The sequence below is a fragment of the Planococcus sp. MSAK28401 genome (assembly GCF_018283455.1).
Lineage (GTDB): Bacteria > Bacillota > Bacilli > Bacillales_A > Planococcaceae > Planococcus > Planococcus alpniumensis.
Genome location: NZ_JAAMTH010000001.1, coordinates 774,726 through 797,528, shown reverse-complemented (window position 1 = coordinate 797,528; position 22,803 = coordinate 774,726). Strand labels below are relative to the sequence as shown.

The following is a 22,803-nucleotide window of genomic DNA, read 5'->3' as shown; positions in this document are numbered from 1 at the left end:
TTAAGCATCGATACCTGCGGCAGTTAAAAAGCCCAACTCCTCAAATGTTCCTGAGGAATTGGGCTTGGCTTGGGTGGTTTTGATTGGTGTCTCTCTACTTCTATTATAGTACAAACAAAAAAATAATTGCAGTCTACTTTTTCACCGAACGCTGACTTATACTGTTTGCAAGAACAATACTAGGGGAGGCAGATTTCAATGGATGGTAAAAAAGATATCTTGGATCCAGGCCCGTTTTTCCATGGAACAAAGGCACAACTGAAAATCGGGAATCTACTGGTAGCGCAGAATTTATCGAATTATCAAGATAAAAAATCCAATTACATCTATTTCACCGCCACACTCGAAGCAGCCAAATGGGGTGCGGAACTCGCTGCTGGGGATTTGCCGGAACGGATCTACATCGTCGAACCGACAGGCACATTCGAAAACGACCCGAATTTGACCGACAAGCGGTTTCCCGGGAACCCGACACGCTCCTACCGCTCCAAATCACCACCGAAAATCGTCGCTGAACTCGCTTCTTGGGAACGCCACAGCGAGGAGCAAATCCAGCATATGCTCGATTCGCTGAAATCACTTCGTGAACAAGGCAAAGCAATTATTATTGATTGAACTCTTTTCAGAACGCCGCCTGGGCTTTAAAACATATGGCCGGCGATTTGGTATATCGCCACGAATAGCCCGAGCACACTGGCCTTCATTTTAGCGGGATGGTATCGTTCTTTCCGGTAAATATAAAAGAACACCACTAGGAAGCCGGCCGGAATCCACAGCTGGAAGTCGTACTCTAAAGTGCTGTAAGAAAGAACCGGCATAACATAGGCGGCGACTAGAAAATAGATGAAAATTTTAATGCGGCCCGTTTCCAACTCCTTGCTCCATTTGGCCAGTAAATAAATGATGATGATGGCCATCACCGTGATATGCAGCTCCGGCAGCATCAGCGTGCCGTTTCCCAATTTGAATTCCACAATGTCTCACTCACTTTTTCGTATAATGATCTTCCATCTGGTAAATTTCGCCACTTGCACTCTATTCTCCTTCATTCAAAAAACCACCCAAACGACGGGTGGTTTTCGCATACATAGCATTCACTTATTTGGATCCGGAATCTACCGCCGGTTTGACCCGCGCGGCGAGTTCCGGATTTTCCTTATTAGGCGCTGCAGCTGGTTTTTTCGACCAGATCGTCGCTAAGATCGGACCCGAGATATTGTGCCAGATTGCGCCCCATACGCTTGGCAGCGCTGCGAGCGGGCTGAAGTGGGCGGTGGCCAAAGCAACACCTAGCCCTGAGTTCTGCATGCCGACTTCGAGTGAAATCGCGCGGCGGTCTGTTTCGCTGAGGCCCATAAGCATCGCGATCACGTAACCGAGCATCAAACCAAAGCCGTTATGCAAGAACACCGCAAGGAAAACGATGAACCCGGAGCTGATGACGTTTTGCGCATTGGCTGCAGTGACAGCGGAGACGATGATGAGAATCGCTGCCACCGAAATGAGCGGCACGACCGAGATGCTTTTCGCGACCGCTGCCGGGAAGATGCGCTGGATTAAGATCCCGAGGGCAATCGGCAGGATGATCACTTGAATGATGGATGTGAACATCGAGACAGGGTCGACCGGCAGCCATTGCCCTGCAAGCAACAGCAAAAGCAGCGGCGTCATGATCGGCGCCATCAAAGTCGACAAGGACGTCATAGCGACCGACAAAGCCAAATTGCCTTTTGCCAAATACACCATGACGTTCGATGCCGTCCCGCCCGGCACACAGCCGAGCAGCACGAGACCTGCCGCAAGTTCAGGAGGCAGATTCAACACATACGCGATGGCAAACGCCGCGAGCGGCATGACGAGAAACTGCGCGGCCACACCGACAAATACCGGCAGCGGGCTTTTGGCGATGATCTTGAAATCCACCGGTTTGAGCGTTAATCCCATCCCGAACATGACGACGCCGAGAAGGATCGTGATATAAGCGCCGAACCCGACAAACGCCTCAGGCAGGAAAAACGCCAGCAAGGCAGCCAGGATGACCCACACAGCAAAATACTTTCCAGCGATGGCACTTAATGATTGCAATACTTTCATTTGATCGTCTCCTTTGTCTCCACTTTAATGTTCTTGCCGGGATTCAATAGATTATTCGGGTCCAGCGCCCGTTTGATTTTCTCCATGACCTCAAGTGCCGCTCCGTGTTCTTGCTGTTGGTATTTCTGCTTGCCGAGCCCGACTCCGTGTTCACCTGTGCAAGTGCCGCCGCGTTCGAGCGCGTACTCGACGATGCGCCCGTTAAACTCCTGCGCACGCGCCACTTCGTCAGGGTCTTCCATATTCATCATAATGAGTGCATGGAAATTGCCGTCGCCGACATGGCCGACGATGCCGCCCGGAAGCCCGAGCGCTTGGAGGTTTTCCCGTGCATGGCCGACTGCGCCTGCGAGTTCTGAAATCGGCAGGCAAACGTCCGTGACCATCATCTTTTTGCCGGGATAGCCGTGGATATAGGCATAGGCCAAAGTATGGCGCGCTTCCCATAATAGATTGCGCGCCGCGGTGTCGGTCTCAAAAGTGATTTCTTCGCAGGCATGCCCCTGGACAATTTCTTCCATAAACTCCACGTCTTGCTTGAGCCCAGCTTCATTGCCATGGAACTCTAAGAACAAAGTTGGCTTCTCGAGGTAAGCGGTATCATTGTACTCATTCACTTGCCTCATCGACTGCTCATCGACAAGTTCGACGCGGGCAATCGGAATGCCGGCTTGCAAGATCGAGACGACTGCTTCGACCGCATCTTTCACACTCGGAAATGAAGCGCGAGCCGCCGTAACAAATTCCGGGATGCCGTACACTTTCAAAGTCATTTCCGTAAAACAGCCGAGCGTCCCTTCAGAGCCGACGAACAAACCGTTTAAATGAAGCCCGGAAGACGATTTTGCCGCTTTGTTGCCGGTATGAATAATGGTGCCGTCTGCCATGACCACTTCAAGGTCGCGTATCTGGTCACGCATGACGCCGTATTTGACGGACGTCGTGCCGCTCGCATTGGTCGCCGCCATGCCGCCAAGCGTCGCGTCCGCTCCGGGGTCGACGCTGAAAAACAATCCGTGTTTCTTCAATTCCTTATTCAATTGCGTCCTGGTGACACCGGGCTGGACAGTGACGAGAAAATCTTCCGCATCGACATGCAGCACTTTATTCATCAAGGAAAAGTCGACGGTGATGCCGCCCTGTTCCGGGATGACATGGCCTTCAAGGCTCGAGCCAAGACCGAACGGGACGATCGGAATCGCGTATTGCTGGGACAGCTTCATGATTTTCGATACTTGCTCCGCCGTTTCCGGAAACACGACGATGTCCGGCAATTGCATGGCGTGATAGGATTCATCCCTGCCGTGCAACTCCTTAATCGTCTCGTTAATGCTGATTTGTTCGCCTGTCAAAAAATCCGCCAAATTGTCCAGAATTTTCTCCTGATGAGGAATTGCCATTTCATTTCGCTCCTTTATGCATATTCACGTGTGAAGTAGGAATATTTTATGTTTTTATAAATTGGTCCTACCAATTAAACCAATTATACATAATAATCTGAAAAGTTCAATGTGTATTTTCAGACATTTTGCATTTCTTTCGGTATGATGAAAGGAGAACATAAAAACAAGTCAACAGGGAGAGAGTTTCGTGTTATTGAATCCGAAAAAACGCACCTATGAATTAGTCGTCGAACAGATCCAAACGCTGTGCTTGGAGAACAATGTGCCCCCTGGCGGCCGGCTTCCTTCCGAGCGGGACTTGGCGAGTCTATTCGGCGTCAGCCGAAATTCCGTTCGCGAAGCGTTGAAAGGCCTGGAAAGCAAAGGCTTCCTCGAAATCCGCCAAGGCGGCGGCAGTTTTCTCTCTGAGACCAAGCACGATATGCTCGGCAATGAACTCGGCACGCGCATCGATGCGGCAGAGATTCAATACATCGACGATATGCTCGAACTCAGACGGGCATTCGAAGTTGAAGCCGCCTCGCTCGCAGCACAGCGGGCGACACCAGAGAACTTGCTGGCGATCCGCGAAGTGCTCGGGCAAATGGCTTTGGCCGCGAACGATCCCGAACTCGGGGTCCAGGTTGACGTGGATTTCCATCTGCAAGTCGCGAATGCCACCAAAAATCAATTATTGATCGACTTGATGGAAACTCTTGCGAAGCGGTTGGAAGAAAATATCCGCGCCACACGACGCCACCGCTTCACCAACGCTGAGCGCCACCAGGATACGTATAAGGAACACGAGGAAATCTATTTGGCGATCGAGAGCGGTAATAGCGAATTGGCCAAGCAATTGATGAGCGAGCATATCTCTCGCATCCGTTCGGAATTAGACCGGTCGACATGACTTCACTTAAAACAAAAAACGCGTGGAGAAACGGATTCGTTTCTCCACGCGTTTTTCAATTCTAAAAGCGACATTCTTATCCAAAAGATGCATCTCTTGTTATTTCCCTTTTCTCTCCTTCAACTTGTTCTCTACATCTTCTTTTATTACCGTGGCTTTCTCTTTATAACCAGCCGCTTTTTCTTTATAGTCTTCTTTATTTTCGTCCCAATGGGTTTTGCCTTTTTCGATCGCTTTGTCTTTCATTGCGTTCAGCTTGTCCAAAAATGCCATGTCGATCATCCTTCCGTTTCGGCTGACCATGTGACCAGCTCAACTGCGTTCAGCATAACCTTTGTGCACTGTAATGTCTAAGATAGCCATCTTTCCTTATTTAATCAGCTCTTCTCCATCAGCATCCCCAACCACTTCAATTCCTGTTTTTTCTTGGACGTAGTAGAATGATTTGAACACCATAGCGGCAATTTCGAATCCGATCAGCGGCATAAGAGCATCGCTGATCGGCAAATTAGGCGGCAAAGATTTCATCTTCGCTTCTTCATGCTATCGGCCGCTGCCCCGAGAACCAGTCCCACGCCCGTCCCTACTCCTGCCCACATAATATCCCCAGTTAAAATCAGTGCCAAAGTTGCGCCAATCGCAGTTCCCATGACCAAACCCAGGCCAGCAAATGGAATTTGGGAGTAATCGCGTTTCTGATTTCGCTCCATCCTTCACCTCTCCTCTAAATAGTATGAACGAGTCTTTCAAGCCGAAAATCATCCACTTGGCCTTCGTAACTGCTGAGTGTTCACTCGCTTTCACTGATATCTTTCAAGTTTTGCAATGTCTGCTCCATCGAGTTGTTCATCAACTTTTTAATGTAAAGGGTATTGGCCACTTTCCCGAAAATGCTGCCAGGCAGGTCGTATTCCATCTCAAACTGAACTTCCGTGCCATTTTCCACGGGTACATACCTCCACGTCTGGTTGCCATCAAAAGCGCCGCTAATCAGGCAGCGCCACACATAGCCATTTTCCGTCACTGCATTTTCCACGACCAGCACATGCAATTCCAAACTCCTCCCGAAAAAAAAATACATCAGGTCCATGCTTGTGCCTTTTCCTCCTTTTCCTTTCAGGTTTTCAGCTTCCGACAATCCTGCATACCATTGATACCAGTGCTTCGGGTTTGTTGCGAATTGGTGGACCTCCCCCAGCCTGCGGTCGATGAGAACTTTCTTTTTTAAGCTCCACATATCGGCATCCTCCCTTGCCTAAGAATTCCCGGACGGTCCGTCTTGGCGGTTCTGTTCTTCCATGAACTTCCTATAGTCATTAATATAGCATGATTTCAATTAAATAAACTGACTTTTCTGATGTTTATAGTAAAATGATGATACTTAGTCAAATCTGTGATGAAGCAACACGGCTCTCCGTTACCAAGCTACGGATATTTCAAAATGAAAGGAGATGATTTCATGGGAACTTTCTTGAAAATTTTGATCATCATTGCAAGCTTGTTCTTAGTCGGTTTCGGCATCGTTTTATTTGCCGTCTCCAATTCAGACCCAGCGCAACAAGAGCTACTCGAGGAACAAAGCTTCGATGAAAATATTGAGGCAGTGGAAATTACCGTTGAAAATTCCCGGGTAGCCATTATGCCAAGTGAAGACGAAACGATCCGCGTCGTCATGTCCGGCAATGACGATAATTTCACTTTAAACACAGAAATTGAAGGCGGCCGCTTGGCAATTGAAGTCGAAGACCGCTCCCCGTTTTTCAATTTCGACTTTAACCGCTCCTATACGCTGCAAGTTTATCTGCCTGTGAGTGGGCTTGATTCCCTGTCGGCCGATAGCGATAACGGCAGCATCGAAGTGAACGGCATCAGAACCGCTGAGGTAGTGCTTGAAGCAGATAATGGGCGCATCACTTTAGAGGCAGTCGACAGCGAGACGGTCGAGGCGAAAACAGACAACGGCCGGGTTGAACTGAAAGACATGGAAGCCGCAATCAGCGCCCGCTCCTCCAACGGACGCATCTTATTCAGCGATGTTTCAGGCGACCTGGAAGCACAAGCGAATAACGGACGCATCGAATTGGAGACCGAGATGCTTGATTTCCCTGTCGATTTCGATACGGATAATGGGCAAATTGAAATCCGCACGACCAGGGAACCGGCGAATGCCCGCATCGAAGCGCGCGTCGACAACGGCAATATCGAGGTGTATGGGCGCGAAAATGAAGAAACCGTATTTGGCAATGGCGAGGTGCTCATCCAGCTCGCTTCGAATAATGGCAGCATCACTGTCGAGTGAAAGGAATGGATGAATATGCCTTTGAAACCAGAAATGCTGCGCTTGGCGGATACAAGGAAACTGAGTTATATCGAACGAGGCGACCCACAAGGCATTCCGCTGATTTTCCTGCACGGGCTCGCAGACTCTTGTTATACCTTCGACTTGCTATTCGCTTGTTTTCCTAAGCGGCTGCATGCCCTCGCCTATACACAGCGAGGGCATGACGGTGTCGATTTGCCGGCCTTAGATTATCGAACACAAGACTTCGAAGCAGATTTGCTTCAGTTTATGGATGCCAAAGCTATCGAAAAAGCCTTTATCACGGGTGCATCCAGCGGAGGATTTGCCGCCAGGAATTTTGCGGCGAAATATCCCGAGCGGACACTTGGGCTCATTCTACTGGGCTCTCCTTCCGAGCTTGGCAACCAGCCAGCAATTGTCGCCATTCATGAATCCACTTTGTCGCGTTTAACAGATCCCGTCACCCCCGAATTCATCCGGGGATTCACCAATGGACTTTTCAACCATCCCGTGCCTGCCGATTTCTTGGAGAAAATGGTGTATGAAATCCAAAAAGTTCCGGCACGTGTGTGGAAAGAAACAAGTGAAGCTGCATTGAATGAAAAATTCCCCGGCCTTCTCCAACAAATAACAGCACCGGCGCTTATTGTTTCAGGTGAGGAAGATCTTATCGCATCAAGAGAAGATCAGGAAAAGCTATCTGCTGCCATCGCAAATTCACAGCTGCGCATCCTTCCGCAGCTCGGCCATATGCTGTACGGGGAAAGCCCAAAAGAAATAGCACAGGAAATCACCCGGTTTGTCGATGAAATTCAACAACGATGATACTGGAACAACTCCTTTCACTGGAAAATAGCCTGAGTGAAAAAAACACACTTCCATATTTCTTTACAGAAGGAATGTGAAAATTAACGAGTAAAAACCATCGGCCTCAGGGTATAGATAAAAAAGGAGGCGTTTCAATGGATTTGCATGACAAAGACGAAACAACATTATTCAGCCCTGGATTTACAAAGAACCCTTACCCAGCCTACGAACGGCTGCGCGAAGAAGACCCAGTGCATCAGGTGCGTTTTCCAGACGGCCAGCTCGGTTGGCTCGTGACGCGCTATACGGATGCGGAAGCTGTACTGAAAGACCCGCGCTTCATCAAGGATTTTTCGAAGCTGTTCGGCAGCAGCATGGACGAGATGAGCGTATTCACTCAAAACATGCTATTTTCTGACCCGCCTGACCATAAAAGGCTGCGAGGACTTGCCCAAAAAGCCTTTACGCTGAAAATGATCGAAAGCATGAAACCGCGCATCCAGGAAATCACCGACGAATTGCTTGAGGGATTCGAAGGCAAATCGAGCGTGAACTTGATCGATGAATTCGCCTTCCCGCTCCCCATCATCGTTATTTGCGAAATCTTGGGAGTTCCCTCACAGGATCGCGATAAATTCCGGACCTGGTCAAACTCACTCATAGAAGGCACAAGCGGTGAAGCAGGCGTTAGCGTTTATGAGCATATGAATGAATTTGTCCGCTATCTCGGCGAATGGTTTGCAAAAGTGCGCCAACAACCGGGAGACGATCTGATCAGCCGATTGATCGAAGCAGAGGAAGCAGGCGACCGGCTGACGGAAAAAGAGCTGTACGGACTGGTCTCCTTGCTTATTATTGCAGGGCACGAAACGACGGTGAACTTGATCGGCAACACCGTACTTACGCTGCTGAAACATCCCGAACAGCAGCACGAATTATGCGTACAACCTGACCTAATCGGACCAGCTATTGAAGAGTCGCTGCGCTTGAACGGACCGGTCGAGTTCAGCACCTCAAGATGGGCGGCAGAAGAGATGGAATTCGGCGGGAAAACCATCCACCGGGGCGATTTGGTCATCGTTGCGCTGAACGCGGCGAACCATGACCCCGAACAGTTCGACAACCCGGAACTGTTTGACATCCACCGTGAAAAAAGTGCGCATTTGGCGTTCGGCAAAGGCATCCATTTCTGCCTCGGCGCGCCACTCGCACGTCTCGAGGGCCATACCGCAATCGAAGGGCTATTGAAACGCTTCCCGGGCATGGCGCTGGCTGTTCCAGAAAACGAACTCGAATGGCGTCCAGGCATGATCGTCCGGGGCGTCCGTGAACTTCCGGTGAAACTCGGGAAATAATTACGCAAAAAGGCGGTGCCGACGACTTTTCGGAGTCATTGGCATCGCCTTTTGAAGTGCTGAAAATGATCAGCAGGAACAGCAAGATCAGACAAAACCTTCAGCTCGAAAATTTGCCTGTTGGAATAGCATGTCTAATTTTCGATCAAGCTCAGTGTCATTAACGCAATGATTAGGGAGATTGGGAAGTCTGCATTAAGCTGAAATAGAGAAATTCTTAGAAAGTATTGCTCCAGATAAAGGCAAGATTACATACTCTTTATTTCATTGCTGATCGGCGAAAAGCCACCAGCTGGCCGTTGCCGCAAATCCGGCGATTGCCGTGAACCCCACAAGGAAAAAACTGACGGATTCCACACCGCCCGACGTTCCTGCCATGCCGCTGTACAGCGCAGGAACGGCCCACGGAAAATATTCCCCGTAGCCGATAACAGCAATTACCTGCGCACATACCACCATGACAATGACAAATCCAAGAGGCGCCAAAAACCCTTTTCCGAGACATGCGAAAAAAGCGACCGGCGGGCTTAGCGCCACTGTTAATGTGGCCGTAATCGCCAAGAGATAAAACCCGTCTAACGCTGCCGAAGAAGACCCTTGCGGCAAGCCGATAATTACGCCGATCAACACCCCGATTACCATCACATACAAACCGAGCATTAAGCATGTCAAGAAAATGGCGATAAACTTGGACAGCACAATGACGCTTCTGTGGACCGGCAAAGCCAATAGATCCTTGATGGTCCGATCAGCATACTCCCGGCCGAATACCCAGCTTGTGACAAAGCCGAAAACGATAATTCCCCCAACCGCAATGATTTGGGCAAGCAAACTGAAATATGCCGGCCAAGTCGCTTCACCGAGCACTTGCGCTTTATCCCCCAGCAGCCCCGAGTTTCTGGCAAGTTCCGGATCCTTCAGCACAAACATGAAAAATCCTCCCATGAGCGGCGCCAAAGTAAAAATCGCTAATGTAATCCAAATCATTTTGGAGTTCCTGATTTTTATACCTTCAGCCTGCAATGATGCCATGAAATAAGCCATTGCTTTACCCCTCTTTCCTTTGGATAGATCTCATGAAATAAGATTCCAGCGTTTCCACTTCCACGTTTAAATAAGTTGGCGGAAACCCCATCTCCACCAGCCGGCTCGAAATGACTTCCGGGCAGTCGAGTAAATGTTCCTCCTCGATTTCAATAAATCCATGGTGATTTATCCGGCAAGCAATCCCCGACTTTAATAAAGCGGCTGCCGCAGCGCTATCGTCCCGGGTCTTCACCAGCAGCCTCCGCTCAATCAGGCGATTCAGTTGGTTCCCCTCAAACTCTTCAACTAAGCGGCCTTGATGGATAATCCCTATTTTATCGGCAATCAGCGCAATTTCGCTGAGGAGATGGCTGGAGAGGAAGATGGTCACGCCTTTAGCGGCTGCTAGGCCCTGCAATAATTCCCGGACTTCCACGATTCCGGCAGGATCCAATCCATTTACTGGCTCGTCCAGAATGAGGATTTCGGGCTGATGCAATAAGGCCTTGGCTATTCCAAGGCGTTGGGCATTTCCCAGTGAAAGATGTTTTGCTTTCCGCTTGGCATAAGCCGTTAATTTCAGTTCTTCAATCACCTGTTTCACGGCCCCTGGGTCTTCAATTTGGCGAAAACGGCGAAACAACTCCAAATTCTCTTCCACCGTAAGTTCGGGGTAAGCATACGGCGTTTCCACCAGATAACCGACTTTCTCCCATACTTTATAGTTAGACAAAGTGACCTTTTTGCCGAAGAGCCAGCAGGATCCTTCGCTCGGCTTGATCATCCCGAGCATCATGCGTATGGTGGTGGTTTTCCCTGAACCGTTCAGCCCGATAAATCCGTAAATCTCCCCTTTCTTCAATTTCAATGAAAGGCCTTCAACCGCCTGCACACCTTTATAGCGTTTTGATATTTTTTTAATTTCGATGACTGCCTCCATCTTCACCCTCTCCTTTTCCCCTAACTATTCGATGAAGAAGCCAGAAGACCTTTAGGCTGAGATGGGAAACTGCAAGCACTTCGTTGTAGCCTTAAAAAAGTTCACCGCATTGATAGTGGCAAATAAAAAACCGCTCCTGCTGCTGTTGCAGCGGAAGCGGTGAAAGCCCAAATGATAAGCCACCGTTTAATAAATCGTCTATGCTCTAATTATTTGGACCATCGGTTTCCTTAGAATTTTTTCAAGTACGGCTCAAGCAGAAAATTGAGCGACTGCCCGTGAAGTTTAAGTCAAAAGAAAAACCGGCAGTCATTTTTTCGTCTGGTCGCGTTTAACGATCTTATCGCTCACTTGCTGGCCGCTCAAGGTCACCATCGGCATGCCGCCGCCTGGGTTGACCGTACCGCCGACAAAATACAGATTGTCGTATAGTTCGCTTTGCTTTTTGTGTTTGAAGCCGCCATTTTTATTCTTGTCGGAGACCGTTCCATAAATCGCGCCGCGGTCCGAACCGTAGACGCGTTCGATATCATGCGGCGTCCAGACATCCCGTACGACGATATTGTAGCGCAAGCCGTCGAGCCCCATACGTTCGAGCTTATCGATGACACGCTCTTCGAATTCCTTGTACTGTTCCGGTGTGAACGGGTTGTCCTGGATATACGGGATATGCGGAAGAATTTTTATATTTTCATGCCCTTCCGGCGCCTGCGTCGGGTCGGTCTTATTGACGTTGACGAGATAGATTGTCGGGTCGTCGGGCAACTCATGACGCTCGAACACCTTGTCCATCTGCTCTTTTAAATTGTCCGAGAAGAAGAAATTGTGGTGGTTCAATTGTGGATAGGTTTTCTTGACGCCGAGATGCAAGACGAGCCCGGAACTTGCCGGTTCGTATTTCTTCTCGAGCTTATCGACAAACTCATGCTCCGCTTTGACCATTTTTTGATAGAACGGGATGACTTCCATATTCGATACGTAATAATCAGCGGTTTGGAAGCTGCCGTCTTCGAGTTCGACGCCGGTGATCTTGCCTTCTGCACTCGTCAAGGCACGAATCACGCCCATGCCGGTATGGATCTGTACGCCTTCTTCACGCGCCAATTTCTCCATGCCGCCAGCTAAGTTATGCATGCCGCCCGGCACATACCAGCAACCTTGCGCGTGTTGCATATAGATCATCATATTGAGCACGGCGGGTGCGCTATACGGCGAAGACCCCACGTATTTTACGTAATACGACAGCATGTCGCGCAAATGAGGATTATTGATGCGCTTGGAAATCGCGCTGTACATCGTCGAGGTCAAATCGAATCCGGTCAGAGTCGCAAGGATGCCGTTTTGTGCGACGGCCTCCTTCGGCGATTCAAAGCCTTCCTTCAAATAGCTGCGCTCGGTCGTTTCGTAAATCCGCTTCGCGTACTTGAGCAGCGCGTAGTATTCCTTCATGTCCTTTTTTGACAGTGCCGGGTTCGCCCGCTCCATCAAATGAAGGTCATGGTACAGATCGATCACCGTGCCGTCCGGGAAAAACGAGCGCCACTCACGCTCTAAGCGCTGCATCGGCACATAATCCGTCATTTTCTTGCCGCTGCCTTGGAACAAGCGATCGAAAATATGCGGCATCGTCAAAATAGACGGGCCCAGGTCAAAACCGAAGCCGTCCCGCTCCAAACGGTTCACTTTCCCACCGATATGCTCGTTCTTTTCATATAACGAAACCTCATAGCCTTTTTGCTGCAATGAAATCGCCGCCGACAAGCCCCCAAGGCCGCCTCCGATCACGATTACGGATTTCTTCGCTTCCCCCATATATGTACCGCCCCTTTATAATGAAATATGTATCCTTCTTTTTTACACTAAAACCGCCTGTACGGAGATTTCTTCAATACCTTGCCATTGTCCTTGTTATTCCCTTCATAATAAGCTTAAAAACGCTGATTGTATAGTTTTTGTATAATCTTAGACAAACCGTTCATTTCAGGAATAAACAGGACATTGACCAGCAAAGTGGAATGGTATAGAAAGACGCAATACACAAGACAGGAGTTGATCACTATGGCTGGATTTTTACCGCATATATACGATACGGCCATGAAACCGCTCGAGAAGACGCGTTTTGAAAAAATCCGCGCCGGCCTGGTTCAAAAAGCGCAAGGGCATGTGCTCGAAATCGGCTTCGGAACAGGTGCAAACTTCCGCTATTATCAAAATGCCGAACGGGTCGATGCCATCGAACCAAATCCGGAGATGAGCAAACAGGCCGGCAAACGCATCCGACAGTCGAAGACGCCGATTCGCACGTACAAAGCAGTCGCTGAAAAACTGCCCTTTGCCGATGAAACCTTCGATACCGTCGTCGCGACTTTGGTATTCTGCACGATTCCAGACCCGGTCAAAGCACTCGAAGAAATCTACCGCGTCAGCAAGCCCGGCGCCCAAATCCTCATGTTCGAGCACGTCAAAATGGACCAGCCGCTCATGGGCAAAACCCAGGAATCCTTGACACCCGTCTGGAAAAAGCTATGTGACGGCTGCCATTTGAACCGCGATACACTCGATTTGGTGAATCGCTCCCCTCTGGAAATTGTGAAGGTAGAATCCTATTACGGCGGACTGTTTTTGACCATTGAGAGCCGGAAACCGCATTGATTCAAGTTTCGCACACTACCAAAAAAGCCTTCGTGCATCCTCTGCACGAAGGCTTTTTTGATTTTAAATTGCCACTTTCGCTGAAAACTGGCTGCGGTACAAATCCGCATAAAAGCCATCTTTGTCGAGCAGCTGTTGATGCGTGCCCTGTTCAATGACTTTCCCTTGATCCATGACCAGGATCAGGTCGGCATGCTTGATCGTCGACAGCCGATGTGCGATGACAAAACTCGTGCGCCCTGCCATCAAGCGGTTCATCGCCTGCTGGATCAAGATTTCCGTCCTTGTATCGACACTCGAAGTAGCTTCGTCCAAGATCATTATCGGCGGATCGGCGAGGATCGCGCGGGCAATGGTCAATAATTGCTTTTGCCCTTGTGATATATTCGATACCTCTTGGTTTATCACTGTGTCGTAGCCATCCGGTAAAGTCCGGATAAAATGATCGGCATGTGCCGCTTGTGCCGCTGCATAAATTTCTTCTTCAGAAGCGCCGGTTTTGCCGTAGCCGATATTGTCACGAATCGTGCCGTTAAAGAGCCACGTATCCTGCAGCACCATGCCGAAGTTGTGGCGCAGCTCATGGCGTGCCATCTGCCGTGAATCCAGGCCGTCGATGGTGATGCGGCCGCCTTTCAGTTCGTAGAAACGCATCAATAAATTGATTAACGTCGTTTTACCAGCGCCGGTAGGCCCGACAATTGCCACCGTTTGCCCCGGCTGGACATCGATGTTCATCCCTTCAATCAGCAAGTTATCGCCATAGCCAAAGTCGACATCTTCAAAGGCCACTGCTCCTTTTGCCCGTGCCAATACAGAGGTCGTCACTGCCTCCACTTCCTCTTGCTCGTCCAATAGTTCAAATACCCGCTCCGCTGCGGCTACCGTCGACTGGATGATGTTGGCAATGTTGGCCGTCTGGGTGATCGGCTGGGTGAATTGTTTGGAATAGGTAATGAATGCCTGGATATCCCCGATTGAAATGGAGCGCTGGATGACCAATACACCGCCGACGATGCTGATCAGCACATAGCTCAAATTGCCGATCAAACTCATCATCGGCATGATGATCCCGGAGATGAACTGCGCTTTGCGTCCGGCGTCATACAGCTCATCATTGACCGCATCGAATTGTTCGTTCGATTTGGCTTCATGTCCGAACGCTTTGACCACTTGATGGCCGGTGTACATCTCCTCGACGTGGCCATTGAGGCGACCGAGATTTTTTTGCTGGCTGCTGAAGTATTTCTGTGATCGTTTTAAAATCGGCCCGATGACAAATAACGACAGCGGCAAGGACACGACTGCGATCAAAGTCAGCAAAGGGCTGATTGTCAGCATCATCACGAGAATCCCGACGAGCGTCACGATGGACGTGATGAATTGCGTCAAGCTTTGCTGCAAAGTGCTGCCGATGGTGTCGATATCATTGGTCATGCGGCTTAAGGTTTCGCCATTTGGCCGGCCGTCAAAATACTCGAGCGGCAATTTCTCCAGCTTTTTATTGACATCCTGACGCAAATCATAGACCGTGTCCTGCGCCACCGTTGACATCATATACTGCTGGATATAACTGAACAGGCTGCTGAACAAATACAGTCCAGCAAGCACAGCAAGGATCTGGCCGATAACACCAAAGTCGATGCCCCCGCCAGGCACCCCTTGCAATTGGCCGTAAGCGCCTTCGAATAATTCGGTGATTGCCATCCCCATGATTTTCGGACCGATAATTGCGAAAACGGTACTAAGGATCGCAACGATAAAGACCGCCGCTAATTTTTTCCTGCGCGGTTTCAAATAAGAGACGAGCCGGCGGAAAGTTCCTTTGAAATCTTTCGCTTTTTCCGCCGGCATACTCGCTCCAGGGCGTGGAGGTCCCATTTGGCTCATGCGATCTCCTCCTCTGACAACTGGGATAGCGCAATTTCACGGTACACTTCATTGGATTCCAACAGCTCATCATGGGTTCCCATGCCTACCACACGTCCTTTTTCCAAAACAAGGATGCGGTCTGCGTCAACGACTGTGCTGACACGCTGGGCGACCAATAGCACCGTGGCATTTTTCGTTTCATTTTTCAACGCTTTACGCAGCTTGGCGTCCGTCTTGAAATCAAGTGCGGAAAAGCTATCATCGAAAATGTACAAATCCGGTTTACGGATCAACGCACGGGCAATCGACAAACGCTGTTTCTGCCCACCGGATAGATTCGAACCGCCCTGCTCGATTTCAGCTGCATAACCGCCTTCCATTCGATTGATGAATTCCTGTGCCTGCGCAATGCTTGCTGCCTGATCCAACTCCGATTGGCTCGCGTCCTGCTTGCCGAAACGGATATTGTCCGCAATCGTTCCTGTGAAAAGAATGGATTTTTGTGGCACAAAACCGATTTTTGACCGGATTTCTTGCTGGGGGGCTTCCTGTATATCGACACCGTTGACACGAATCGTGCCGCTTGTGGCCTCATAAAAACGTGGCACCAGATTAACGAGTGTTGACTTGCCGGAACCTGTACCTCCGATCAATGCGGTCATTTCTCCAGCCTTTGCTGTGAAATTGACATTCGATAGCGCCGGCTCAGATGCTCCCGGATAATAAAACGTCACATCTTCAAATTCCAAGGTGCCACGCTCGCGGTCCGCTTTTTTCGTGCCAAGATCTTGGAACGCTGGCTGCATCTCCAACACTTCGTTGATGCGCTTAGCTGACACGGCAGCTCGCGGAATCATGACAAACATAAAAGACGCCATTACAAGTGCGAACATGATCATCATGACGTATTGGATAAACGCCATCAAATCCCCGATTTGCATGGCCCCGTTGCTGATGCGGATGCCGCCGAACCAAATGACGGCGACGACAGTCATGTTCATGACCAGCATCATGACCGGCATCAAAAATGCCATCACTTTATTCACTTTAATGGAGACATCTGCCAGCTCCCGGTTGGCTTTTTGCATGCGCGCTTTTTCTTCGGTTTCGCGGTTGAAAGCCCGGATGACCCGGATGCCCGTCAAATTTTCCCGCACCACCAAGTTCAAGCCGTCCAGCTGTTTCTGCACTTGCTGGAACAATGGAATGCCGTATTTCAGGATGAGCAGGATCGACACAGCTAATACCGGCATCGCGCCAATGATGACCAAAGATAATTGTGCGTCTTTTGAAACTGCCAAAATCAAGCCGCCAACCAGCATGACCGGTGCGCTGATGACCATGCGCAGCATCATGATGACGACTTGCTGAACTTGCGTAATATCATTTGTTGTCCGCGTGATAAGCGAAGCTGTGCCTACCTCATCGAATTCCTGCAAAGAAAATTGGCCGACGTGCTTGAAGACTTTCTGCCGCAGATCGCGCCCGAGCCCCATCGCTGCCTTGGCTGAATAGTAACTGGCAAAGACAGCTGCTCCAGCGCCGACCGCAGATACTAAAAGCATCCAGCCCCCGATTCTCCAAATATATGGGATGTTCCCTTGAACAACTCCGTTATCGATAATGTCAGCCATTAAAGTCGGCAAAAACAGCTCCGCCATCGACTGCGCAAACACCAAAGCAATGACACCTAACACAATCCATTTATAGGGACTAAGGTTTTTTAGGATTTTTATCATTTCACTGCCCCCTCCTACAGCTCACAATTTTCTCGAATCCTCAACAAATGACATCTTTCATCATTCATTCATGAAGCTTCTCACACAGAAAGAGTTGTTTTATTGATTTTAAGCTACTCCGATTGCTGCGGCCCGTCAATTTTGAAGTATCGGATTTTCTGCACAAAAAATCTCCTGCCAGCGTGGGCTGGAGGAGATTCATTATGTTTTATAAATAACTGAAATACCTATTAAATCGTGTTACGAACGTGGAAAATCACTAGTCAAAATCGGCGCAACCCGATTCATATACTTTGCCAATTCTCCCACTTCCAAAGGTTTACTGTAATAATACCCTTGAATGTTAAAGCAATTTCTCGCAGCCAGAAAATCCAGCTGCTCTTTTGTCTCGACACCTTCTGCAATAACATTCAAATCTAGATTTTGCGCAAGCGTAATGATCGTGCTCGTAATGGCTGCGTTGTTTTTATTCGATAAAATATCGACCATGAAAGATCGGTCAATTTTCAATGTGTCGATTGGGAAATTTTTCAAATACCCTAACGATGAATATCCCGTACCAAAGTCATCCAGTGCGATTTTGACCCCCAGCATTTTGAGTTCCCTCATTTTATCAAGTGTCATATGAGTATTTCTGAAAATCTGGTTTTCAGTCAATTCAATATGCAGGCATTCAGGAGCTGCACCAGTTTCCATTAGTATGCTTTCAATCATCGAAACCAAATCATCCTCTTCAAATTGCCTCCCCGACATATTCACAGAAACTGACATCTCGGTACGGCCTTCTTCATGCCATTTCTTTAATTGGATGCAGGCCTTCTCCAACACCCATTTCCCGATAGGCACAATTAACCCTGTAGCTTCTGCTGTCGGTATAAATTCTATCGGGGAAACCATGCCCCGGGTCGGATGATTCCATCGAATCAATGCTTCGGCACCTGTAACTCTTGCGGTCCTGCAGTCGACTTGCGGTTGGAAATGGAGCAACAGTTCTTCATTCTCCAATGCTTTATACAATGCATTTTCAAGAAATATGCTTTCCATATTGCGGGTATTCATCTCGCTTCTGAAGAAATGATAGTACGTACCGGATTTTTCCTTCGACTTGTACATTGCGGCATCTGCATTTTTGATCAATATCTCTGCAGATTCGCCATCTTCAGGAAACATGCTGATTCCGATGCTGGCTTTGATATGAACTTCGTTTCCTTTCAATATGAATGCATCCGCAAATGAATCCACTAAGCGTCCGACTAAATCCATCAATTCTGCCAGGCTATCGAACGCAGGCAGCACAATGGTGAATTCATCCCCTCCTTGGCGGGAAACGAATGCCTGATCCGGCACATATTGACTTATCCGTTTGGCGACGTCTTTCAATAAAATATCCCCATAGCTGTGGCCAAGGCTGTCATTGATGATTTTAAAGCGGTCCAAATCCAGGTACAGCACAGCTAATTTCTGCCCGGCTAATTTCGCTTTGTCGATTTCCTGCTTTAGAAAATACTCCAGCAATGCCCGATTCGGCAAGTCCGTCAAATGGTCGTAATAAGCAAGATGGGTAATTTCTTTTTCCAATTGCTTTCTTTTCGTTATATCCCGGAATGTCACGACTTCCCCGATCATCTTTCCTTCTTCCTTCACAGAAGACACGACATATTCTACCGAAAACTCGAGACCGTTCTTTTTCCGGAACTTCAAATCCTGTTTCAGGGAAAGCGAATCCGTCGATAATTCAGTATCTTTATTCAAAATGATGCTATAGCACTGCCCTATCAGTTCACCTTTCGCATATCCCAATGTTACTTCTGCCGCCCGGTTGCAAAAAGTGATTTTGCCATCCAGATCAAGCCCGAAAATTCCTTCTTCCACCGAACTCAAAACCAATTCATTTTCCCGCCCGAGACTCTTCAACTGGGCGATCACTTGTTTCAGCTCGATATTTTTCACACGTATTTCTGAGGTTCTTTCCTGGATCAACATCTCCTGCTTCTCCATATACAACAAATTGGATAAGGTTGAAGCGGTTGCTTCAGCAATGGATTGCGCCAAATCAATATGCGATTCACTGAAAACTGCTTCGGTTTTATCAAAACTCACAAGCACCATAGCACCGAGCATTTCCCCCATTGTGACAAACGGAAGAATTAGCATCCGTTCGATGCCGAATGCCTTGCACATTTCCTGATTCACCCGGTTATCTTTTTCCACATCCAGAATATACAACGGTTTTTTGGAGCGCATGACTGCTTCAAACGCGGGATCTGTCGAAGGGTCAAATCCCATTTCCTTGTGCCTTTCCAGCCATTCTTCTTCATCCCATTCACTTTCAGCGCTTAAATGGGATGGCTTTAATTTGGTGCCGGCCACCGGATCCAATAAATGGACTCCGATATTGTCATTGTTCAATACCTTCCCAGTATAGTAAAGGCAAATCTCCATCACCTCGGGCATCAACGAACTCATCGACAAATCCCGCGTCAAATCCAAAAGCATCTGTTTCTCAGACAACAAGCTTTCTTTACGTTTTAAATTATTCACATTCCTGATGGCCACTCCAGCCATGTTGACATACGCTTCAACCGTTTGAATTTCATTGGTCGTCAACTCCATGGGAATCCCGTAATCGAATAAGAATACCAGCCCATACAACTCGCCTTCATAAGAAATCGGAAGCGCCAATAAAGATTTAATGCCAAAGCCAGCAACGGCCCTTGGGTCTGGGCGAGGGTCATTTGCAGTGTCAGGGATATAGATGGTTTGCTGCGTCTCAATTACTTCTTTCGCCAATAAATCATAGTCCGTATCCACGACATGCATATCGAGTGTCATGCCGTTGATGACTTCAGGCTTGCCTACATAACCACGGAATCTTCCATCTTCTTGAGGCAAATAAATGCCTACCGAATCACAGCGCATCACTTCTTCAGAAATGACCATTACCACTTGTTCAAGCAACGGGCGCAGCTCCAAGTTTGTATTGATTAATTTTGTGATATGGGCCAAGCGGGAGTATCTCGTTTGATTTTTTTCCATGATTCAAACCCCCAATACTTAACTCGCTCGCCACAGCAAAAGGTGACAAAACAAGACAGTGTAATGATTTACTTTTCGTTTACTTCCTGTTCTTTACTTTTCGAACGCACTATTCTACTACTATATTACCGTATAAAAAAATAGCTTAAATAGTTAATTTTTACTTTTATCCCACAACTTAATTTAAAACATTCATTTTCATCCCTGTTAATATTGAAATTTAAAGAACAATCATCTAATTTACAGGCCAAATGCCCTTGCTATCTGGCTGAGAACCCGCGATTAAGCACAACGCCAAATAATGAAAACACAATAAACCCCACAATTGCCGCAAAGGCAGCTGCAGGGTTCATCTGGATATTCTTTTAAACCTTGGGTTCCTTAACCATTCACTTGCGCAATCGTGCCCAAAAGGATTCCGATCAACTGCCCCTTGAATGCATCTGGAACCGATTCACCAGTTGGGTTTTTATAATAGAGAAGTTGTTCTGTTTCATTATACGTAAATCCTAATTCTGTCAGCTTGGCAATTAATGGCGCAGGTAATTCACTGCCGCCCGTCAACTCTTGAAGATAAGGGCCTGCATAAATCGAAACATCTACATCATCAAGACTGGATTCGAGAATAAACAAATCCCTGTCGCTTTTTACAATCCATTGCCCCTTCGAGCTGATGGCAAGCTGCTTGCCTTCCAAGCCTGAAATCCCTACCAGATTTACGCCAAAAATTTGGTTGATCAATAAGCTCGCCTGTGCTCCACTTAGCGCGTAATCTTGTTGTTTAATATAGCGATCCATGACTTCGTTTTTGGACATATTCATAATGCGTTCGTCTTTTGCAGTAGAGGTAACTTCTTCATTCAAAGAAGCGCGCACGGATTCCATGACAGGTGTTGGGTAAATCGAAAGCTTGCTGCCGTAGTCATTTTTTGACACGTAGTTCAAGTCGATATCAAAAATGTCTTCCACTGCTTGGCGAATTTCGTTGCCTTTCAACTTTTTGCCAAACCTAGACAAATAGTATTCCCATGCCTTTATTTTGGGCAGCTGGTTGATCGCAGCTATAGCTTGTTGGGAATTGGCATCCATCCCCAATGCTTCACTGATGGCTTTTACGGCTTTCTTCGAATACTTAGCATCTTGCTGGGAGTAGGCTTCATACGTTTGTGGATTGACGTTTCCTGCTGTTTCATTGGCTGAAACACCACTGCTCGCTCCCATTAATAAAATAGAAGTGGCCAAGGCGGAATAAAAAAACTTTTTAACGTGGATTTTCAATGGATTTCCTCTTTTCGGCTGATGATTTTCATAAGTGGGTGCGGTGATTATCGAACTACCTATATAATATTTTTATGATTATTTTATCATACAAAAAATAATAATACCTAAATATTTAGAACTTATTACTTTAAAATTTATGGCATTTTTTTATATATTATTTCACAGGCCCCTGCAGGTAGACGATGTGAAATGGTCATTAAAGCACAAAAAAGGCAAGCGCAAAAATTGCGCTTGCCTTTTTGCTTGAAATTGTGTCGTGCACAGGGGCGTTTGCACCCCTCACTCCCATATTCGCGCGGTTTCCATGGCCTGAATTGTGCGGTGCACAGGGACAGCACTACGAAAAACGGTAAACCGTCTGAGACTCAAACACTTCCCCTGCTTTTAAAATTGCAGAAGGGAAATGCGGATGATGGATGGAATCCGGCATCCCTTGCGTTTCGAGGCAAAGCCCGAGCTGGTTTTGTGCCGCCACGCCTTTGAATGAATACGGGCCGCCGATGTGGTTGGCGGTGTACAAGACGACTGCCGGTTCTGTCGTTTCGACCTGCAAACTGCGCCCGCTTTCCTCGTCTTTAAGCTTGATCACCGGCTTAGCTTCTTTATCCAATAGGAACGGATGGTCATAGCCGCCGCCGACCAGTTCGATTTGCGGATGCTTAGAGTCTGTCCCTTCGCGGATGGTTCTGCCTTTGCGAAAATCAAACAGCGGATCTTCTTCTACCGGCACCAGTGTACCGGTCGGAAGCATGTTGCCGTTTAACTCCGCGTATTGGCTGCTTGGGATGGCCAGTTGATGATCCACAACCGTCCGCTTGAAATCACCGCTCAAGTTGAAATAGGAATGGTTGGTGACATTCAGCAAGGTCGTTTTATCGGAGTTCGCGAAGTAGGCAATCGTCAATTGATTTTCATCGTTTTTCACGATGTAGCGAACCGTCATCGTTAGATTCCCGGGAAACCCTTCTTCTTCGTCCGGGCTGAAATGGGTAAATTCCACAATTGATTCATGCTCATTCTCAATCAATTTCGCTTTCCAGATAGCCGAATGAAAGCCGCCAGGGCCGCCGTGCAAATGCTGGCCATCGGAATTTTTGGCGAGCTGGTAATCCGTTCCTTCTATTGTAAAAGCCCCTTCTTGGATGCGGCCTGCAAAACGCCCGACGACGGCACCGAAATAATGCGGATTGCTTCCGTACTCTTCCCATGTATCGAAGCCGAGTACTACATTCTCCAACAAACCGTCTCGGTCTGGCGCAAGGATTTCCGTGATGATGCAGCCGTAGTCGAGACACGAGACTTGAAAGCCCTTGTCGTTTGTCAGTGTATAGCGCGTGATATCTTGGCCATTGATTTGGCCGAATGCTTTTTTAGTAATTGTCATCTTGTTGATCACCCTTCCAATGT

At 48.1% G+C, this 22,803-nt stretch carries 21 protein-coding genes; 6 read left to right on the top strand and 15 right to left on the bottom strand.

Features of this window, described 5'->3' with window-relative positions:
- Positions 1 to 198 precede the first annotated feature (198 nt).
- Positions 199 to 615 (top strand): NAD(+)--rifampin ADP-ribosyltransferase, encoded by a 417-nt coding sequence (arr, locus tag G3255_RS04045; protein WP_211653403.1) that lies wholly within the window; start codon positions 199 to 201, stop codon positions 613 to 615.
- A gap of 26 nt (positions 616 to 641) precedes the next feature.
- Here arr and G3255_RS04040 read toward each other — a convergent pair whose 3' ends face one another.
- From G3255_RS04040 to G3255_RS04030, 3 genes are all read right to left on the bottom strand, one after another.
- Positions 642 to 974, bottom strand: a complete 333-nt coding sequence (locus G3255_RS04040; protein WP_101189694.1) for a hypothetical protein — start codon at positions 972 to 974, stop codon at positions 642 to 644.
- 124 nt (positions 975 to 1,098) lie between these two features.
- Positions 1,099 to 2,094: a bile acid:sodium symporter family protein gene (locus G3255_RS04035; protein ID WP_211653402.1), complete on the bottom strand. Its 996-nt coding sequence runs from the start codon at positions 2,092 to 2,094 to the stop codon at positions 1,099 to 1,101.
- Complete coding sequence (locus tag G3255_RS04030) at positions 2,091 to 3,494, bottom strand: FAD-binding oxidoreductase (protein ID WP_211653401.1); 1,404 nt, start codon at positions 3,492 to 3,494, stop codon at positions 2,091 to 2,093. Before G3255_RS04030 ends, G3255_RS04035 begins: the two co-directional genes overlap by 4 nt.
- A gap of 190 nt (positions 3,495 to 3,684) precedes the next feature.
- On the opposite strand from G3255_RS04030, the gene G3255_RS04025 reads away from it, so the two are divergent.
- The gene (locus G3255_RS04025) at positions 3,685 to 4,386 is read left to right on the top strand and encodes a FadR/GntR family transcriptional regulator (protein ID WP_349291416.1); all 702 of its coding nucleotides are present in this window, start codon (positions 3,685 to 3,687) and stop codon (positions 4,384 to 4,386) included.
- Positions 4,387 to 4,485: 99 nt separating this feature from the next.
- On the opposite strand, the gene G3255_RS04020 is transcribed toward G3255_RS04025, so the two are convergent.
- The 4 genes from G3255_RS04020 to G3255_RS04005 form a co-directional block, all read right to left on the bottom strand.
- Positions 4,486 to 4,659 carry a hypothetical protein gene (locus G3255_RS04020; protein ID WP_211653400.1) on the bottom strand — a complete coding sequence of 58 codons (174 nt, stop codon included), beginning with the start codon at positions 4,657 to 4,659 and terminating at the stop codon, positions 4,486 to 4,488.
- Positions 4,660 to 4,755: 96 nt separating this feature from the next.
- Positions 4,756 to 4,914 (bottom strand): hypothetical protein, encoded by a 159-nt coding sequence (locus G3255_RS04015; protein WP_211653399.1) that lies wholly within the window; start codon positions 4,912 to 4,914, stop codon positions 4,756 to 4,758.
- Positions 4,911 to 5,096 carry a hypothetical protein gene (locus tag G3255_RS04010; RefSeq protein ID WP_211653398.1) on the bottom strand — a complete coding sequence of 62 codons (186 nt, stop codon included), beginning with the start codon at positions 5,094 to 5,096 and terminating at the stop codon, positions 4,911 to 4,913. Before G3255_RS04010 ends, G3255_RS04015 begins: the two co-directional genes overlap by 4 nt.
- Before the next feature lie 80 nt (positions 5,097 to 5,176).
- Positions 5,177 to 5,623 (bottom strand): SRPBCC family protein, encoded by a 447-nt coding sequence (locus G3255_RS04005; protein WP_211653397.1) that lies wholly within the window; start codon positions 5,621 to 5,623, stop codon positions 5,177 to 5,179.
- Between the two features lie 222 nt (positions 5,624 to 5,845).
- On the opposite strand from G3255_RS04005, the gene G3255_RS04000 reads away from it, so the two are divergent.
- The 3 genes from G3255_RS04000 to G3255_RS03990 all read left to right on the top strand — a co-directional run bounded on the left by G3255_RS04000 (position 5,846) and on the right by G3255_RS03990 (position 8,850).
- Positions 5,846 to 6,685 (top strand): DUF4097 family beta strand repeat-containing protein, encoded by an 840-nt coding sequence (locus G3255_RS04000; protein ID WP_211653396.1) that lies wholly within the window; start codon positions 5,846 to 5,848, stop codon positions 6,683 to 6,685.
- Positions 6,686 to 6,700: 15 nt separating this feature from the next.
- A complete protein-coding gene (locus G3255_RS03995; RefSeq protein WP_211653395.1) occupies positions 6,701 to 7,513 on the top strand; it encodes an alpha/beta fold hydrolase in 813 nt (270 codons plus the stop codon).
- Between the two features lie 137 nt (positions 7,514 to 7,650).
- Positions 7,651 to 8,850: a cytochrome P450 family protein gene (locus G3255_RS03990; RefSeq protein WP_211653394.1), complete on the top strand. Its 1,200-nt coding sequence runs from the start codon at positions 7,651 to 7,653 to the stop codon at positions 8,848 to 8,850.
- A gap of 264 nt (positions 8,851 to 9,114) precedes the next feature.
- On the opposite strand, the gene G3255_RS03985 is transcribed toward G3255_RS03990, so the two are convergent.
- The 3 genes from G3255_RS03985 to G3255_RS03975 all read right to left on the bottom strand — a co-directional run bounded on the left by G3255_RS03985 (position 9,115) and on the right by G3255_RS03975 (position 12,628).
- On the bottom strand, positions 9,115 to 9,882 hold the full coding sequence (locus tag G3255_RS03985; RefSeq protein ID WP_283092932.1) for an ABC transporter permease: 768 nt from the start codon (positions 9,880 to 9,882) through the stop codon (positions 9,115 to 9,117).
- A gap of 16 nt (positions 9,883 to 9,898) precedes the next feature.
- Positions 9,899 to 10,816 carry an ABC transporter ATP-binding protein gene (locus G3255_RS03980; protein ID WP_211653392.1) on the bottom strand — a complete coding sequence of 306 codons (918 nt, stop codon included), beginning with the start codon at positions 10,814 to 10,816 and terminating at the stop codon, positions 9,899 to 9,901.
- 309 nt (positions 10,817 to 11,125) lie between these two features.
- Entirely contained in the window at positions 11,126 to 12,628 is a 1,503-nt protein-coding gene (locus G3255_RS03975) for a phytoene desaturase family protein (RefSeq protein ID WP_211653391.1), read from the bottom strand.
- Between the two features lie 246 nt (positions 12,629 to 12,874).
- Between G3255_RS03975 and G3255_RS03970 the strand changes: the two genes are divergently transcribed.
- A complete protein-coding gene (locus tag G3255_RS03970) occupies positions 12,875 to 13,468 on the top strand; it encodes a class I SAM-dependent methyltransferase (RefSeq protein ID WP_211653390.1) in 594 nt (197 codons plus the stop codon).
- 63 nt (positions 13,469 to 13,531) lie between these two features.
- Here G3255_RS03970 and G3255_RS03965 read toward each other — a convergent pair whose 3' ends face one another.
- The 5 genes from G3255_RS03965 to G3255_RS03945 all read right to left on the bottom strand — a co-directional run bounded on the left by G3255_RS03965 (position 13,532) and on the right by G3255_RS03945 (position 22,780).
- Positions 13,532 to 15,358: an ABC transporter ATP-binding protein gene (locus tag G3255_RS03965; RefSeq protein ID WP_211653389.1), complete on the bottom strand. Its 1,827-nt coding sequence runs from the start codon at positions 15,356 to 15,358 to the stop codon at positions 13,532 to 13,534.
- The gene (locus G3255_RS03960) at positions 15,355 to 17,079 is read right to left on the bottom strand and encodes an ABC transporter ATP-binding protein (RefSeq protein WP_211653388.1); all 1,725 of its coding nucleotides are present in this window, start codon (positions 17,077 to 17,079) and stop codon (positions 15,355 to 15,357) included. The genes G3255_RS03965 and G3255_RS03960 overlap by 4 nt, the downstream gene beginning before the upstream one ends.
- A 240-nt stretch (positions 17,080 to 17,319) precedes the next feature.
- Complete coding sequence (locus tag G3255_RS03955; protein ID WP_211653387.1) at positions 17,320 to 20,115, bottom strand: bifunctional diguanylate cyclase/phosphodiesterase; 2,796 nt, start codon at positions 20,113 to 20,115, stop codon at positions 17,320 to 17,322.
- Positions 20,116 to 20,496: 381 nt separating this feature from the next.
- On the bottom strand, positions 20,497 to 21,393 hold the full coding sequence (locus G3255_RS03950; RefSeq protein WP_249222059.1) for a hypothetical protein: 897 nt from the start codon (positions 21,391 to 21,393) through the stop codon (positions 20,497 to 20,499).
- A 340-nt stretch (positions 21,394 to 21,733) separates the two neighbouring features.
- Positions 21,734 to 22,780, bottom strand: coding sequence for an aldose epimerase family protein (locus tag G3255_RS03945; RefSeq protein ID WP_211653386.1), 1,047 nt, complete (start codon positions 22,778 to 22,780; stop codon positions 21,734 to 21,736).
- Positions 22,781 to 22,803 lie beyond the last annotated feature (23 nt).